The organism is Arthrobacter sp. 10N44_2, from assembly GCF_056394385.1.
In genome coordinates this window covers 80,762-96,766 of the sequence record NZ_JBFTHT010000004.1, presented here as the reverse complement: position 1 = coordinate 96,766, position 16,005 = coordinate 80,762, and the positions used below count along the sequence as shown (strand labels likewise).

The 16,005-nt window shown below is 62.2% G+C and carries 12 protein-coding genes; 3 read left to right on the top strand and 9 right to left on the bottom strand.

Features of this window, described 5'->3' with window-relative positions; genetic code table 11:
- Positions 1-6 precede the first annotated feature (6 nt).
- From pglZ to AC1DBX_RS06410, 9 genes are all read right to left on the bottom strand, one after another.
- On the bottom strand, positions 7-2,499 hold the full coding sequence (gene pglZ, locus AC1DBX_RS06450; protein WP_476931333.1) for a BREX-1 system phosphatase PglZ type A: 2,493 nt from the start codon (positions 2,497-2,499) through the stop codon (positions 7-9).
- On the bottom strand, positions 2,492-5,944 hold the full coding sequence (gene pglX, locus AC1DBX_RS06445) for a BREX-1 system adenine-specific DNA-methyltransferase PglX (RefSeq protein ID WP_476931332.1): 3,453 nt from the start codon (positions 5,942-5,944) through the stop codon (positions 2,492-2,494). The genes pglZ and pglX overlap by 8 nt, the downstream gene beginning before the upstream one ends.
- Positions 5,944-9,426, bottom strand: coding sequence for a BREX system P-loop protein BrxC (gene brxC / locus AC1DBX_RS06440; RefSeq protein WP_476931331.1), 3,483 nt, complete (start codon positions 9,424-9,426; stop codon positions 5,944-5,946). The genes pglX and brxC overlap by 1 nt, the downstream gene beginning before the upstream one ends.
- Before the next feature lie 4 nt (positions 9,427-9,430).
- A complete protein-coding gene (locus AC1DBX_RS06435; RefSeq protein WP_476931330.1) occupies positions 9,431-10,099 on the bottom strand; it encodes a DUF1788 domain-containing protein in 669 nt (222 codons plus the stop codon).
- Positions 10,042-10,650, bottom strand: a complete 609-nt coding sequence (locus AC1DBX_RS06430) for a DUF1819 family protein (RefSeq protein WP_476931329.1) — start codon at positions 10,648-10,650, stop codon at positions 10,042-10,044. Before AC1DBX_RS06430 ends, AC1DBX_RS06435 begins: the two co-directional genes overlap by 58 nt.
- Before the next feature lie 78 nt (positions 10,651-10,728).
- On the bottom strand, positions 10,729-10,929 hold the full coding sequence (locus AC1DBX_RS06425; protein WP_476931444.1) for a helix-turn-helix domain-containing protein: 201 nt from the start codon (positions 10,927-10,929) through the stop codon (positions 10,729-10,731).
- Between the two features lie 451 nt (positions 10,930-11,380).
- Positions 11,381-12,031 carry a helicase associated domain-containing protein gene (locus AC1DBX_RS06420; protein ID WP_476931328.1) on the bottom strand — a complete coding sequence of 217 codons (651 nt, stop codon included), beginning with the start codon at positions 12,029-12,031 and terminating at the stop codon, positions 11,381-11,383.
- 226 nt (positions 12,032-12,257) lie between these two features.
- Positions 12,258-12,896, bottom strand: coding sequence for an RES family NAD+ phosphorylase (locus AC1DBX_RS06415; protein WP_476931327.1), 639 nt, complete (start codon positions 12,894-12,896; stop codon positions 12,258-12,260).
- A complete protein-coding gene (locus AC1DBX_RS06410; RefSeq protein WP_476931326.1) occupies positions 12,893-13,582 on the bottom strand; it encodes a hypothetical protein in 690 nt (229 codons plus the stop codon). Before AC1DBX_RS06410 ends, AC1DBX_RS06415 begins: the two co-directional genes overlap by 4 nt.
- Before the next feature lie 263 nt (positions 13,583-13,845).
- Between AC1DBX_RS06410 and AC1DBX_RS06405 the strand changes: the two genes are divergently transcribed.
- From AC1DBX_RS06405 to AC1DBX_RS06395, 3 genes are all read left to right on the top strand, one after another.
- Positions 13,846-14,100 (top strand): hypothetical protein, encoded by a 255-nt coding sequence (locus AC1DBX_RS06405; RefSeq protein WP_476931325.1) that lies wholly within the window; start codon positions 13,846-13,848, stop codon positions 14,098-14,100.
- Positions 14,101-14,433: 333 nt separating this feature from the next.
- Positions 14,434-14,718, top strand: a complete 285-nt coding sequence (locus AC1DBX_RS06400) for a hypothetical protein (RefSeq protein WP_476931324.1) — start codon at positions 14,434-14,436, stop codon at positions 14,716-14,718.
- Between the two features lie 75 nt (positions 14,719-14,793).
- Positions 14,794-15,966 (top strand): ATP-binding protein, encoded by a 1,173-nt coding sequence (locus AC1DBX_RS06395; RefSeq protein WP_476931323.1) that lies wholly within the window; start codon positions 14,794-14,796, stop codon positions 15,964-15,966.
- Positions 15,967-16,005 lie beyond the last annotated feature (39 nt).

The window sequence follows — 16,005 nt, the reverse complement described above, 5'->3', positions numbered from 1 at the left end:
CAGCTCCTAGAAGTCGAAGTCCGTCGTGAATGAACGCTTGATCGTGTAGCTGCCCTTCGAGAACGGCTTCCACTGAGTCGTGTTTGGAATCGGCTCTTCGAGCCGCAGCTCGACCGGGCGGTTGTTAAACTCGTCGGCATCCTGCGTGAGGTACAGCGTCGCGCGTTGGTAGCGCTCGCGCTGGTCGTCGGAAGCGCTGTCGAAGGTAAGGATGGGCTGGTCGGAGATCAGCGTTTCACCGACGTACAAGCCGAGGCGGACCTGGCGTGGCTGGATCTTGTCCGTCACCGCCTCACGCTGGAGCAGCTTGACGGCGAGCTGGCCGGTCGTGATCTTGTCCGTCTCCGGCATCAGATCGACATGGACGGGGCGGACGTCGCTCTTGCGCTTCTTGTTGACCGTGACCACCGGGACGACGATCTCCTGAAGCGATGCTCCACCGTGGACGTAGCGAGTGCCAGCTCCCGGCTGTGGAATGCGGTGGATCGATTTAGGAATTTGGATGTCGATGTCACCGACAAGGCCGGCCTGGGCCGAGGTGAACGTCATGAAGGACGGGGACGGCTTGAGCGCGCGGCCCAGCACGTAGCGGCGGTTGGTCTTGGTGACCGCGTCGCCTTGGGGTGCCTCGGAGACGTAGTAGGACTGTTCCAGCGGGATGTCCTGGTAGAGAAACCCGTGGTCAGCGGTCAGCAGGATGTTCGTGGCGTTGGCGTTCGTCCACTTCTTCACGAGGAGCAGCAGCTCCCGCAGCGTCTCCTCGGCGGCCTCGAAGACCGTCCGTTCTGTCGGTGCCTTATCTCCCGCCGCATCGATGCGGTCGTGATAGACGTAAAAGATCTGGTGCTGCTTGTAGAGGTCGCGCAACTCGTCGCCGGCCATGGCCAACACGTCGGCTGCGGCAATGGCGTGGCCCTTGACCGTTTGCAGGATCTTGTCGCGGTTGGGCGTACCGTTCGTGGGCTTCCCATCCGCGAGCACAGGGAGTGCCTCGGGATGGAGCTCCAGACTCGACTGAGGAAGCAGCGACGCCATGCCGAGCTGCGTGTAGCTCGGCAACGCTCCCAGCATCGCCGAGAGCGATGCGTCAAAACGGTCTTCGCTGCGGACCATAGATGCGAGTTCTTCTGCGATCTCGTAACGCATGCCGTCCGAGATAATGACGACAGCCTTCGTGCGTCCGTCCTTGACCACGGGAGCGACATGGCGGTCGAAGAACTTGGCCTGCGGCGCGAGGGCGGCAGACTTCCATTCGCCCGTCGGCTCGAGCGCCTGCTGCCAGAGTCCGCCGAAGCGGTAGAGGAACTTGTTGGCGTACTGCTTGTCAACCTCAGTCTTGAGAGCTCGAAGTGGCTTCTGGAAGTCGGCGGTCTGATATGCGTAGGTGAACCAGCGGTATTGCTGATCGATGCGAAACCAGTCGGACTGGTACTTCTGGAGTCCGAGATCCGCCGACGTAATCGTGGTCGGGAGTCCAGCGATGGCCGCGAGCAGCTCGGATGCGCTCTGGATGGCCTCGTACAGCTTGGCGTACTTGGCCTTCCACAGGCTCTCTTGGCGCTGGCGCACCACGTCGGCAACCTCACGAGGCGTGACCGAACGGGCAGCGACGTCGGCTGCGAGATCCACGATCACCCTGCGGTCGATCTCCTCGAAGATCGTGACCGGGACCAGCTCGCGGTAGTCGCGATGCTCGATCTTCGATTTGAGATCGAGCGCCTCGGCCGCGCTGGAGGCGAGCGTCGCCATCATCTCCTGGCTGCGGACGTCGTAGCGCAGGCTGTTGAAGTCAACGCGGATGTTGCGGAACTCGTTGGGAGTGTCGGAGGCGAAGTCCTCGGCCGCCCGGCTGAACATCCACAGGATGAAGTCGTCGATCGTCGGGGTCTTGCTGGGGTACTTGTAGATGCTCGCGAGTCCGTCCCACAGGAACTGGTCGAGCCCGTAGGTGACGAGGTCATCGAGCTTGCCTGTCTTGCCTGCGGCGCTTTCAGTCAGCAATTCGCGGGTGATGTCGGTCAGTGTATGTCCCGGGGACTTGACCAGTACCTGGCACATCTTCGCGCGGAGCCTCGTCGGATCGTCACCGGCCACCAGCAGTTTCTCGAGCGCTTGCTTCCGAGCATTGGCGGCGAAGAACTTCTGGTGCTGCTCGATGACAGGAGCGAACACAGGGTCGTTGAGACCGAGTTCCTGCTGAAGCATGGACGTCTTATCCGCCGTAAAGACCCCATAGGCCAGCTCCAGGTCCAGCAACCAGTTCGCGGTGCCGCGGGGCACGTCGCCGGTGCGGTACACGAGATGCTTGTTGACATGGTCCGCCAGAAGGGTGCACTTCACTTCGAACTCGTTGTCTTGCACGCGAGTGACGTTCACGGCGCCAAGATCGAGGCCATTGAGGTCTGCCTCGTACTCCCCGAGCGGGTCATGCCAGAACAAGACCCGCTTAGCAGCGAGCCGACTCTCTAGGGCTTCCTTGACGGAGGTCAGATCAGTCACTTGCTGACTCCAATCCGGTGATCTTCCGCAGCGCAGCGCCGAGCTTCGGGTAGTTGGTCTTGACCCCGTCGTCCAAGTCGATGTCGACGTTCCGGGATGCGAGCGGGTAGAGCGTGTCGTGCTCATATTCATTCAACTCAACAAGGATCTTGCGGAGCCGGTCCGCCTCCTTCGCGTTCCCAGCCCGCTCGGCCTGCTGGAGGCTCGACTCCAACTTGGTCACGTACTCGCGGAGGTACGTCAGCACGCTCGAAACTGTGGACGGGCTGTAGCGGTGCATGTAGACGAGGGCGTTGAACGATCCCTTAGGGCTGGAGAAGAGCCAGTAGATCGGCCGCTTCTTGTATCGCTGGACGTGGTCGTCGTAGAACTTCGACCTCCCCGCCTTGGTGATGAAGTAGTCCCGCAGGTTCCTCACTCCGAGCGACTCGGCGACGAACTTCAGGTTCTCCTCGAAATGCTGCTCCCCGAATGCTGTCCGAAGGAACTGGCGGAAGAGTCCGACGACGTCGTCCTCGAACCAGTCACCGTCAACGATCGGGATGACGTTGTCAGGATCCGGCTTGAACGTCGGTGAGGGCACCCTGGCGAGGTACTCCTGCAACGTGCCACCTTGGTCGGCCAGGATCAGGCCGGGCTCGCCGAGGCTGTAGCGGCCGAACATGCAGCCGCTGGCGTACGAAACGAAGTCACGAATCAGATCAGCAGTGGCCAGTGCCACGTATTCCTGTTCCGTGCGGCCCGTCCCGTAGCGATACTGGGGATTGGCAAGGACTGAGTGCTCGTGCCAAGGAATGGGTTCTGGCGCAGGCAAGCCAGCCGCACCGGCGACTTCTCGTTCAATCGCATTCTCGGCATCTGCGAGGCTCGAAGTCATCGCAGCATTCTCGGCGAGTTGAGCCTCGACCGCGGTGGCTAAACGCCCAGGACGGACTCCGCCAAGGAGGGTATTGCGCTCGAAGTCTATTGAGAGCTCTGCGTTGTCCCAGTCGCTCTTGCTGAGTTCCCGACAGATCTTCCCATTTATTGGATCGACCTCAACAAACGGAAAGTCGAGGAGAGCCGCCGGACGGAGGTTCAAGGTCGGATTGAGTTCCTTGACCAAGGACGTAACGGTTCGCGAGTTTAGGTAGGCAGAGATGCTGTCGAGCGATGTGCCACGGGAAACGACAAAGCAGCTTGCATCGTTGTGGACGACTCGATGGTCGCTGAAGCGGAAGCTGGGAATCCTGCTTCCGACTTTCGTCCACGACAGGTTCTCGCGGAAGTACAACGGGGCGTTGCGAATCACTGCACCTGGACTCAACTGCTTTATTTGACCTCCGTCGCGTCGCCAGTCCATGACACTAAGCGTAGGGTCGTACCAGCGACGGAACTCGCCGCCCTTGGTAGAGGGGCTCCACCGGTGGGCATCTACGCCGTCGCGCCCCGAGACGTTCACTCTGCTACGGGATACCTCGAACCAGTAACGGACGAAGCGCCCATTGTCACCAGTTTGCGACCCGACACCCGCTTCAACGAAGTTCCGAATGGGAGGTCCTGCGAGGAAATCCGCGATCGACTTGTCTGCGAAGTACGCGATGAGTGCACCGCGTAGCGCCAAGAAGTCCACGGATGTGCGATTAAAGCGGTTCGGATGAGCAGGGTCGGCAACGGTGGCGCGAAGAGCCGTCTCGCGTGCCCCTTTGCCGAGTAGACGAAGGTACGTCCCCGTCGCCCGATCAGTTGAGTGCTGAAACACCGTAGCGGCGACCGCAACTACCTCCCCGCCGAAGGAGTCGAAGACACCCGCACCCAGATGAGCGAGTGCAACGATTCCCCTGGTGGTTAGGAGGTCGCGTCTCAATCCTTCGAACGAAGACAGATACATCCAGCTCTGCATCGTCACGAGGGCACTCAGGCCGCGATGTGCGACCAAAGTGCTCATCCGCGCTATAAAACTGGCGTCCAAGCCCCAAGCTGAACTCGGGTAGTTGGCATCCAGGAAGTCCACCAGAGACTGACCCATGTTTCCGCGACCCATGTAGGGCGGATTCGCAACGGCATTCGAGTAACGCGGCAGCAAGTAAGTGGCTTGGACCAGGACCCGGTGAGCCCACTCGATCGCGTCGGCTTTGTAGATGTCACCACCGTCCTCGAGAGTCTCGAGGTGACGTGTGAGCCTGGGAACCAGATCCGGATCGGGCTGAATGAGTGACCCGAAGGTGTCTGCTTCGGCGAACTGGTTCCAGAACGCCTCCTCCGCGTGACGGTCCCCATTCTTCGTGACCAGGTAGTCGAGCTCATAGGGACTGAACGAGATTGGCTCCAGCACGCAGATGTTCGGCTCGACCGCATTCTTGAGGAAGAGCTTTCGCTTTGCCACGGCCTTCATGGTCAGCGCGAAAGCGGCAAGTGCTCCCGCGCGCGGGTCGATCTCGGTGCCGTACAGGTTGTGCGCGAGGATCAAGCCCGGGATCTCGGACGGCGCATAGCCCTCCTCCTCGTAGATCGCGTACAGCAGGTCGAACGCGTAGGTCAGCATGTGGCCGGACCCGCAAGCCGGGTCGATGACCTTGAGTTCTTCGGGCTTCGTGATCTTGAGGAAGTCGGTCTTCTCGTCTACCGGTGCGATGTAGTAGTCCATCAGGCTGACGAGACCCGACGACGGGCGGTTGAGCATCCAGAGACGGCCGAGCGAGTTCTCGACGAGGTAGCGGACGATCCAGTGCGGCGTGAAGAGCTGGGTCGCCGCGGGGATTTCGTCGGCACCAGCCTTCTTATTATTCTTGAAGCCGGCGAAGACGTCGTCCTTACGTTCTGAGATGTAGAACTGGTACAGCCAGCCGATGACCTCGACGTCCTGGCAGACCTCTTCGGTCAGCACTGTGATCGAGCTGCTGAGAACCGAGTCGCTGGCAAGCAGGTTGGCCGGAATCAGCAGCTCGGTGTAGTCACCCTCACGCTCGAAGATGAAGGGCATAGCCGTGTTCCAGAAGCGGCAGTAGTCGGCAAGGAGGAGCGAGTACGCCTCTGCCTGGGCGTCAACCCCGGGCCGCGGCTGCCGGGTGCCGTTGAGCAGACCGATGATGGCCGCCGCGTTCGCGCCCTTGACCACCTCCGTGTCGACCTGTCCGCGCTTAGCCGCGGCAAGCACTTCGGGCTGGCCGACCTGGTCTGTCGCGGGAGAGACGACGCCGATCCCGGTGTAGCCTTTGGCGTCCATGAACCTCAGCGCGATGATGCGGTTGAACCAGGTATAAGCAACTTTGTCGGAGACATGTGCCTTCCCTTTGTCCCCGCCGCCCGCAGCGGCGATCGACTTCTCCAGCGCGGAGATAGCCTTGGGCTGCTCGACACGCTCCGGAGACCCTTGGGCAAGCACGGCGGTGATCCGCGCTCTGACCTCACGGACGAGTTCGGTGCGCGCCGACGTGGCGAACGACTTGAGCGATGCGGTTTCCATCAGAGCGTGATTCGCTTTCCGTCATTGAGAGTCTTGACGAGCGCGTTACGCAGGGCGGCGAGGTAAGTGTCGACGTCCGCTTCGGTTTCGAGAACCCCGGCGATGGCGGCGACGTGGATCGTCTTGACCGACACCGTCTGCTTGGGCGGCGGTGCGCCGGTGCCTGCACCCTGCTGCGATGCGGCGAGGAAGTCGAGCAGCCCTGGGTAGTCGTTCGTCTCGAAGGTCGCGCCGGTCTGCAGGATGAGTGCGACTTGGCTCTCTCCCGCAACCCGGGCGAGCACCTGGTCGACGAGCTGCCCGGCACGCTGTTGTGTGTCTGTGGTGGCGTTGGCGTAGTAAGCGCTTGCGAGCAGCTCGCTCTTGCGGCCCGCGATGGCGCCGGCCACGTCGGCCCGTTTGTCGGAGACAACGCATTCGATCTGGCCCCGGAGGGTGTCGGCTGCGGCCTTGAGCTGGTTCATCTTGTTGCCGCGGAAGGCATTGGAGTCCGCGAGCAGCGTCGCGACCGGGTCGGCGCTGCCGGCGGGGAGGTAGCTGAGGTTTCCGCTATTGCCGCCAAGGAGAGCTTGGGCCTCGTCGAAGATCTTGGCCTGTTGGCCATTGAGGAACGACTTGATCGGGTCGACCAAGTCCTCCTTGGCCTCGATCAGCTCGTCGGCCTTGTCGAACTCATCGAAGTACCAGTCCACAGGCTTACCGACGACCTGGTCGAGCAGATTGACGACGCCCGAGAGCTGGCTCACGAACGGATACCGACTGCTGGTCACCAGGGCGTTCAACTCGTCGCGCTTGGCCGCGAGTTCCACCTTGCCGAACCGCGCCAGCTCAGTGGGGTCGCTCGGCACGCCGCCCTCGTCGAAGAAATCGGTGCAGAACTTCTTGAACGCGGCGACCTTCGCCGCGTCATACGCCTTCTGGGGCACGACGACCGTGTGCGGCTGCTTGCCGGTGTTGCGAATGAGGAAAGCAGCTACCGTCCGCACGACCGGGTTGGCGTCGACAATGAGGGCGACCTTGCCGGTACCGACGAGCCAACCCAGCACGACCTCGATCGAGCCGAGGTCCCAGCCGTATGGCTTGGACCCGAAGCGGTCAACGATCTTCTTAATAGTGACCTGCTCGCCGAGGTTGGTCTGGGAGATGATCCAGGACTCCATCTCGGTGCCGGGAGAGGTGAGCACCGAGAGGCTCTCCGCACCGAACAGGCCCTGATCATTCTGGACGGCACCCGCGACTTGCTGCTCGGTGTAGGCCTTCCCGCCGAGCAGTCCGAGGTTCGTGTACGTCCGGTTGACGAGCTCCTGGAACCCGTCGGAGACCCGTGCGACGGCGTCCTGGGAGACGGAGGTGATCTCGGCCGCGTTGATGATCAACTGCGCCTTGCCGACGGTTTGGCGGAGGCGCTCGATTAGATCCTTCTCCCGGTCGGCGTTGAGCAACTGCTTGGACTGAAGGATGGCCTGCATCGACGGCGTCGCACCCGAGTTGGTGCGCTGCTTGGTGTACTTCTCCGTCTTGAGGAGCAGACGTAGGTCGGCCAGCAACCGCTTGTCGCGGCCGAGGAAGACGCGCAGCTCGTCCTTGCCGGCGCTCTGCAACTTGATCTCGTCGTCTGTGTAGCTGGTCTCCGGTGTGATGAAGTGGATGGTCAACTCGCGCTGGTTGCCCTGGACAATGTCGTCGAGCTTGTAGCCGAAGGGGAAATCTTGGCCGTTCTTGGCGGACTTGAGCTTGTTGGTCTTGAAGATGTCGGACGAGAGGTACTTGAAGAGCTTGCCGGAGACATCGGACGAGTCGATGTCGACGCCCTTGATCTCCTTCTCGATCTCCTGCTCCTCGTTGGTGAGGTACTCGTAGACGTTGCCGTTGCGCTGCACATATGACTGCGTCTCCAGCAGGTTGAGTGCCTCTTGTACCGAGTCGCCCAGCGTCTTGAGGTCGAGCCCGAAGCGGTCATAGACCAAGACAGTGAGGTTGCGAGGCGTGGCCTTGAAGTTGTCGATGTATTTGACCAGAAACAGCGCCTTCAACAGGCGGTTGGCGAGGATCGTGACGTCGGAGGCGGGATCGGGCAGGTGCTTCTCTGCCTGAAGGATGGCGCTCTGGGCCGCGGATTTCAGAGCCGCACTGATCCCAGCGAACATCTGGTCGAACGTGGCGAGATAGCCCACCTGCTCATCACCGATGCGCTTCGCGACCTCCTGGACCACCCCGAGCATGGAGCGCTCGCCGACCGAGCTGTTCTTGCCCTCGAACACGTTGTGGTCCGACAGGCCCTCGATCGCGGCCTGGAACATCGGGATCTGGTACGTCACGAACGGATAGGTGTTGATGAAGCGACCTTCATCGACGTAGTTCCGGTAGGTTTTCGCGCCATCGACGAAGTCGAAGATCGTCTTGAAGTTCGCGGACTCCTTGGCGTGGATCGCCTTCAGCTCAGCCGCGCCTGCGTGATTCTTCTCCAACAGGCGCTTGCTTATGACCTCCTCGACGTCCTGGCTGGTGAGCTTCAGCTTTGCGTTGAAACGGGCCTGGATCTTAGAGAAGTCGTTGCCCTGCTGCCGGGTGCGGTCACCGATGACCTTGTCCATGTCTTCCTGGGAGGTGACGAAGACCCACGACCGTCCCTTGCACTTCGTGTTGAGGGACTCTGCGATCGTCTGGAGGTTCAGCATGAGCTTCACGTCGTCAGCGATGAACTGGCCGACCTCATCGACGAAAAAGTTGAGCCGGAAGCCCGGCTCCTGCTTGTCGATCCACGCATTCACTGAGGTGGCGAAGTCCTCGATCGAGACGGCGTATGACCTCTGATACTGGGCGATGATGCCGGAGTTGGCCTCCCCGTTGACCTCGGCGAACGCCTTGTCGATGTTGTGGCCTTCGAGGGCGGTCTGCTCGCGGCCCTGGGACCAGTCGATGTTTGCGTGCTTCTGGAATGCGGCCTTAAAGGCAGCGTACTGGCCGCGCTTGTCGAGATCCTCCTCAAAGCGCGCGACCGCTCCGTCGTTTCCGAAGTAGCCACGGCTCTCGTCGAAGACCTTGACGAACACCTTGAGCAGGGCGTCCGTCTGGTCCTTGGCGATTAGCGTCGCCTTCTGGTCGATGTTGAAGAGCAGGCTCTTGGCCGGGATCACGGCGGCCTTCTTCAGCGAGGCGATGAGCATCGCGTCGTCGGTCTTGCCCAGGAAGCTGTCGCTGACCTTCTCTCGAGGGAAGGCTTGGCCCTCGACGTCGCCGAGGAGGTGCGCCAGAATCTTGAGGAGGTGCGACTTGCCGGAGCCGAAGAAGCCCGAGATCCACACGCCGTTGGCGTTCGTGTAGTTGGTGTACTCCTCCAGCAGGGGAGCCACGCCCTTGGCGGCGTCGTTTGTGAAGACGTACTCCTCGACCTCGATCCCGAGGTGGTCGATGTCGTCGGCCTTGACGACGCCCTCGATCGAGCGGGCGACGTCCTTGAGGAAAATCTCATTGAGTTTCATCGGGTCATGCTTCCTGGTCGAGGATGCGCTTCGCGCGGTAGAAGGAGTCGTCCTTGAGTTGGCCGAAGAGGACAAGCGCAGATCCCTGCGTAGCCGAAACATCGTAACGTCCCGGGAAGAACATCAGCATCGGCTTGTCCGAGACGACGGTTTGCAGGTTGTTGAGCACGGCGTGCGACCGCACGAACGGGAACACCTCGCCGACGCCCGTGAGGAAGAGGATCTGGAATGACTCAGCCTCGATGCGTGACTTGATCGCCGGCGCCAGATGCAGCTGGGGGTCCAGCATGTTCTGGAGCATCTTGAGGAAGTCGGGCTTGTCCATCGTCGGCTCGACCGCGAGAACCCGCTCCCAGACGTTGCGCTCCTTGAGTAGATCGAGGCAGAGGTCGAAGAGGTTGAGCTCGAAGACCTTGACGCCCTGTTCGGTGTCGAGCTTGGTCATGATGCGCTTCTTCGCCTGAGCGACATCCAGCGCCCAAGTCGGGTCGTAGTCGTAGATGAAGTGGGCCACCTCCTTGCCCAGGCCCTCCATCTTGAGAAAGCGCTCGCTGCTGAGCACCTTGAACAGATGCTCCTCCTGCTGAGCCAGCGTGGTCTTGTGTTGCACAGTCGTCAGGCCACCCTCGTCGGGAAGAAGCGGATGTCGCTCGGCGTGCGCTGGTTCAGGCATTCGGCAACGCGGGAAGAGAGGAGTGCGGGCTCGATGCGGCCTTGCTTGGTCAACAGGCCCGCCTCGACCATCATCTTGAACAACACCTGCCGGAGTTTCTTGTACGAGAGGTCGGTGACCTCGTCGAGCTCGTCGTGCCACATGGCCTTGGCGCGGTAGAAGGAGTCGTACTCCTCATAGGACACCGAGCCTGCGAGGGTGAGGAACCGCTCGCGGAGCACCTCCTCGGCGAACTCACCGATCAGACCGTAACGGCGGCAAGCAGCAGCCCACATCAGATGACCGCGCTCGGTGGACGTACCATCGGCGACGATCCGGAGCTCGGCGTCGCTGAGGTGCTGGAGTCGTGGGATGAGAGCACCGAGGAGCCGCGTGGCCGAATTGGCAACGCGGCTCTTGAGCAGATTGCCATCTTTGACTTGGACGCGCGTGGACACCCAGTCGTGGTTACGCAGGTACACGGGAGCGACGAGCGCCGCTTCGGTGGCGAGAAGGGCGCCGCTGGTGAACGAGAGCGCGTAGCGGGAACTCCGAGGCGTGTCTGTCATCATGTGCACCTTCTCCGGGCCTGTGGGCAAAATCGATCAAAGTTGTAGGAACCGTCCGGCACTGGTCCTGGACGGGCTGGGTCAGCTCGGCGGGATCGTCTCGTCCGACACAGCAGCGCCGCCCGAGCGGACCCACGCATCCACTTCGCTGGCCTGGAACTTCCAGAGGCGGCCGACTTTGTGGGCTGGCATCGCCTTATCGGAGATCCACGAGTAGACCGTGTCCTTTGTGACGCCCAAGTGACCGGCTATGTCGTCGGCTGACAACCAAGGTTCGGACATGACGATGTCGTCCTCCAACTCGGCAAACCGGATGTAGTCGTGCCTGACCTACTCTAGTCTAGTTACTGCCGGTTTGATGGGGTTTCGGGGTGAACCGCAATCCACAGCATAGTGACCGCCATGTCGTTTACGTTGTTAGCAACGGTCGGCGCAGCGCACGAGCAGACGGCCGAGCGGATTTAGAACTGATACTGCGAGGAAGCCCGCCGTGGGCGGCCTCCTCGGGATCAGCTTCGAGCCCCCTACAGCCCCTGAGAACTCCAGCCGAGCGGATTTCGGAGCTAGTTCCTACCCGACCAAGATGTCTTGAAGGCGCAGATCCGTTAGGCCGCCCAAGCGACGAACGCCCTGCTGCTCATCGAAGTCTCGACCACATACCGTGGATGTAACATCCGGCGCGATCTCTTGGAAATAGTTGGGGGCTCCACTGTCGGAGGCGAAGCCTTCCCCGTCACCGCCGGGGTGGGCGGCCCCGGGTCCTGCCGGTCTGCCACCCGGGGACGGCGCCGTCCAGGAGCTTGACCTTGTCGGGAGCGAGGTCGCCGCGGCGGTGTTTGTACCGCTGGGTGTGGATCCACACGCCTAGGGTATGTTCCCGCTCAGAATCGCAGTCCTTGTGGCGGGGCCAGTCGTGGCCTTCCTCGCGGTGGGCCGCGAGCTGGGCGAGGCGGCGGTGCCAGCGTTCTTCGTCCTCGGATTCCCTTCGGTTTTTCTGCCACCCTGGCATCTGGGCCAGACCGTCACGGTGGGCCGGGTCGAGGGTCCCCTCGGCTGCTTCGCGGCGTCGGTCCGAGAGCCACCGGGCCATAGACCGTTCTTTCTTGTCCTCGGAGCGGTCCCGGGGGAGCCTGGCTTCGGCCCTGATCCAGGCGATAATCTCTTCCATGCGGGCAAGTCCCGCGGGGGAGACGCCAGACTTGGTGCCGACGGCGGCCGCATGTGCCGCCTCAAGCTCGGGGTCCCTCCGGCGCGCGATGACCAAGTGGTAACCGACTGTGGCGGGTTCGGCGCGCACCAGCTCAGCGATGCGTTTTCGGCTCAGCCCGAGCCGGTACATCAACACCCATTCCGCGTCAGGGGCGCGCCGCAATTTGCTGTCCATGATGGGTGTCATCTTGCCACGACGCCTGCTTGAAAGGTCCAGTTGGGAGGACGTTGTAATGTCGCCGGGCGTGAAGTGGGCGCCGATCGGCTTATTAAGCGTCCACCCGGTCCGACAGGGCCATCCAAATGCCCCCCGTCAGCCATCGCAGGGGTCAAGCCACCTGCAACTTAGCCGTCCACTCCGCACGCACCGTACGAAGACCGTGTGGAGTTGCGGCCCCCGGTTATGGGGAACGGGGCAGCACCTCAATATGCATCGGTGCGCAGAGGTCGACCAGCCAGTCCCGGTCCGGGCCTACGGCGAAGATCCGGCCACTGGCTGGCACCACCTCAAAGTCGGCCTCGGTCACACGGTCGCCGAAGAACATGTAGGCGCGATCGCTGTTGTCCTGCCGGGACATCCAGGCAATACCGTCGAAGCCGGCGGCGTACGCAGCCTCTGCCCATTTGCGGGTCTGCGGGTAGTTCTCGCCTGATGTTGTCGTTAGCTGGTCGGGAGCTACCTTCAGGGCACGCAGGTCGGTGCCCAGGAACGACGCCAGGCGGACCTCCCGCTTGATTTCAAGGCCTGCCATGACCTTGCCCTCGTAGTCGCCGTAGGAGATGTGCCCTCCGGTTGCGGGAATGTTCCGCAGCAGCGTTTCAGCGACGGCAGCAGCCTCGGTCGCGGCCGTATAGAGCACCGGAACCTGCGGTGTGCCGAAGAAGTGGAATCGTCCCGTCCCGTTGGGTCCGGGGTTGAATTCCGTCGTCCTGAACCGGTTGTCGTGCAGGCGGTACATGCGGGTCTTACGGCGCATCACGATGGTCCGGGCCTTGAAGGGCGCTGGCGGGTCCGGTGTCACCGGGCCGCCAGCGCTCACCAAGTGCCCTCGAACTGATCCCTGGCCGCCCCCAGCACCCGGTCTTCTTCATGCAGGTGGTCAACGGGCCGGTCCTGCTCGTGGAAGAAACTGCTCGGGGAGGTCAGCCAGAACACCAGGTCCTCGTCGGAACGCTCATTCTCCCTGGCAAGGGCGATGAGCTTCGGCATCGCTGTCACCACGGCGGCTTTGTCGGCGTCGAACTGGAACCCGGGGAAACGATAGGAGTTCCCCCGCATGATGCCGACGATGCTTCCCTCGTTGCGCAGCCCGGATGCCATGGAACGGTTCGGCTTCCTGGACCCAAGAAGTTCAGCGACCTCGACGCTCGTGGGCATGCCGAATTCCCGGGCGATGCTGCGCCAGATGTTCTCGGCAGCCTGAAGACTCCGGGCCGTCTGCGGGGAGACCGGCACGGGAGTCGTGGCCATGGCGGCTCCGAGGGCGTGGACACCCTCCCACACCGCGCTTGCGAGGCTGTTGAGTTCGCCCGGGTCAAGAATCGTTGCCTTTGCCGCTCCGTGGGCCACACGGACGCCAGGAACGACGTCCGGAAGGTTCAGGTGTGACCTGGCTGCTGCGTAGGCATGAAGCTGGTCGAGGACGGCTTCCGGAGCGACGTGAAGGTCATCCAGTTCCTTGAGCAGTTGCATCTGAGCCGGGCTTGGGTGCTCCGCAGTGGTCATGGTCAACCCTCCTTCTCGTATTTTCATGACGTTTTTTACGCTCTAATCGTAGTGTCATATTCATCAATCGGACAGGGGGCAAGTAGCGCTGCGCGTACGACGCGGGGCCGTGACACGATTCGTAAGCAAGCCTTGAGGGTGGTGGGTACTCCAGCATTTGGATCAGGGTCCCTTGTGCAATGGCAGGCCTCGTGCCAGAGTGCACGAACAGGGGCCGGGGTTGCACCGAAATCCCGTCTGGACACCCAGGGGGAATCTCTCAAATGATTGAATCGGATGCTGAGGTCGCACGCGCGCTCAGCGCCATTCCAGTTCGTGTGTCCCGCCAAATGACCCCCATCGAGTCTCGGTTTCGCGTCGCCGAGGTCCTCAACCTTTTTGACATCGAGGCCGTGGCCGACGGAACCGGGGGCATTCGTTACGGGGACGAGGGCGTTGCGCTGGAAGATCAGCCCCTAGAGGCGGCCGTCCGCATACTCATTGGGAGGCGATTCGGCGTCCCGGAAGCTCTCCAGTAGCCTCGGGGCCAGGCTTCACTGACAGCCCTCGTGCGTGGTCGTGTTCACGATCAGCAGCATTGTCAATCCCGGCGGGGTCGCGTTCGTTTCGTTCCTGATCGCGGACTTCTGTATGGCCTATCCTGCAGCAGTCGGGTGGGTTCGTTGGCGCAGATACCGCAAGTCCTGGCCGCAGCCCACGGAAAGTAGCGTCCGCTAGACGAGCCCTTACCTTAGCGGGCGGTCGCCACTTTGATGTTGCATCCCCGTCAATCGAAGGCTTGTTCGCATGTGCATAGGTCTGTGGAGAACATGTGTTCGATAAATGTCCCGCATTCGTCCTAACATTGAGGCGTGATCAAGGCAGGCTCTCCCGAGGACATGGACCGGATTATGGCGCGCCTGGACGCCGACAAGGTCCGCCCGATGGACGACAGCTCGCCGATCCGGGACTTCCCGAAGTACGGCCGACCCCTGGTGTGCGTCAACGGGATTTACGGCAAGGCCGTGGCCTGGTCGCATAGTTACGGTCTGATCGAGTGGCTGGACGTGTCCGGCAAGTACCACCTGGGCTGGGCACAGTCAGCCAGCATCAAGCGCGTAACGGCCGAGGAATGGAAGGGCAGCAGCGGACTCTAGCTCCGATCGAAGAGTCTCCATAAGACCTCATAAACTAATATCCATTTTTTTGGATATGGCTTTATGCTTGCGGATATGGAAAGCGCACTGAACCCGTATTCGCCCGGCTCGGGCCGGCGTCCGGCGGAGCTGGCTGGCAGGCAGGACGAGGTGGACGCGTTCGACCTGCTGATGGCCAAGGCCCGGCAGCGTCGACCGGACCGCGGGATTGTCCTGCACGGGCTCCGGGGTGTGGGGAAGACCGTGCTGCTGAACGAGTTCCGGCGCCAGGCCGAACGTGCGGACTTCATGGTGGTCACCCTTGAAGGCCGGGACGCCGACGGCGGCCCGGACGCCGTCAGGGCGAAGCTGGCAAGGAACCTCCTCCAGGCGGGGCGAAAGCTCAACAACAGGAGTGCCGGAGCGACTTTGAAATCCGCCCTGGGCAGCGTGGCTTCCTTCTCCGCCAAACTGGGGGTTACCGGTATCGACATCGGCGTCGCACTGAGCCGCGGCCGCGCGGACTCGGGGTCCATCGAGGTTGACCTGGAAGAGCTCGTCGAGGATCTGTGCACCGCACTGGCAGAGAATCGGTCGGGCCTGGTCTTCGTGATCGACGAGATGCAGGACCTGGACGCGCCCCTGGTCGCGGCGCTGCTCAGCGTGCAGCATCTGGCCAACCAGCGGGAATGGCCGTTCTACATCGCCGGTGCCGGCCTGCCCAATCTCCCCTCTGTTCTCAGCGAATCCCGCTCTTACGCCGAGCGGCTGTTCAACTACCGGAGCATCGGCCCGCTGCCGCGCCCGGCGGCGGAATCCGCACTGACTGTCCCCGCCGCGAAATTCGGCGCATCCTTCGAGCCGGCCGCCAGAGACCTGCTCCTGGACGCTTCCGGCGGCTATCCGTACTTCCTGCAGGAATACGGCTACGCCGCATGGGAGACCGCACCCGAGAAGGTCATCACCCTCAGCGATGCTCAGGTTGCGGTGGAGATCGGCCGCCAGCAGCTTGACCAAGGCTTCTTTCCGTCCCGCTGGGAGAGGGCGTCCAAGGCCGAAAAGTCCTACCTACAGCTCATGGCCGTCGACGGCGACGAGGGGTCCAGCACCGCCGAGCTGGCCACTAGGGGGCAAAAGAAGCAGAGCTCGATGACGATGACCCGCTCCTCGCTGATCCGCAAGGGCATTATCTACCCGCCGGCGCTCGGTCGGGTGGCGTTCACCGTACCCGGGATGGCGGACTACATTTCACGATTCAAGGACGCCTGACCGCAACTCCGAGTCGTGACCGTTCGAGGACGCTAATTG

Excerpts from the sequence above, each read along its gene's own strand:
- AC1DBX_RS06420 (WP_476931328.1), bottom strand. The coding sequence starts at position 12,031 with ATGGACAGCAAATTGCGGCGCGCCCCTGACGCGGAATGGGTGTTGATG.
- AC1DBX_RS06430 (WP_476931329.1), bottom strand. The coding sequence starts at position 10,650 with ATGATGACAGACACGCCTCGGAGTTCCCGCTACGCGCTCTCGTTCACC.
- AC1DBX_RS06425 (WP_476931444.1), bottom strand. The coding sequence starts at position 10,929 with ATGTCCGAACCTTGGTTGTCAGCCGACGACATAGCCGGTCACTTGGGC.
- AC1DBX_RS06395 (WP_476931323.1), top strand. The coding sequence starts at position 14,794 with ATGGAAAGCGCACTGAACCCGTATTCGCCCGGCTCGGGCCGGCGTCCG.
- brxC (WP_476931331.1), bottom strand. The coding sequence starts at position 9,426 with ATGAAACTCAATGAGATTTTCCTCAAGGACGTCGCCCGCTCGATCGAG.
- AC1DBX_RS06405 (WP_476931325.1), top strand. The coding sequence starts at position 13,846 with ATGATTGAATCGGATGCTGAGGTCGCACGCGCGCTCAGCGCCATTCCA.
- pglX (WP_476931332.1), bottom strand. The coding sequence starts at position 5,944 with ATGGAAACCGCATCGCTCAAGTCGTTCGCCACGTCGGCGCGCACCGAA.
- AC1DBX_RS06435 (WP_476931330.1), bottom strand. The coding sequence starts at position 10,099 with ATGCCTGAACCAGCGCACGCCGAGCGACATCCGCTTCTTCCCGACGAG.
- AC1DBX_RS06410 (WP_476931326.1), bottom strand. The coding sequence starts at position 13,582 with ATGACCACTGCGGAGCACCCAAGCCCGGCTCAGATGCAACTGCTCAAG.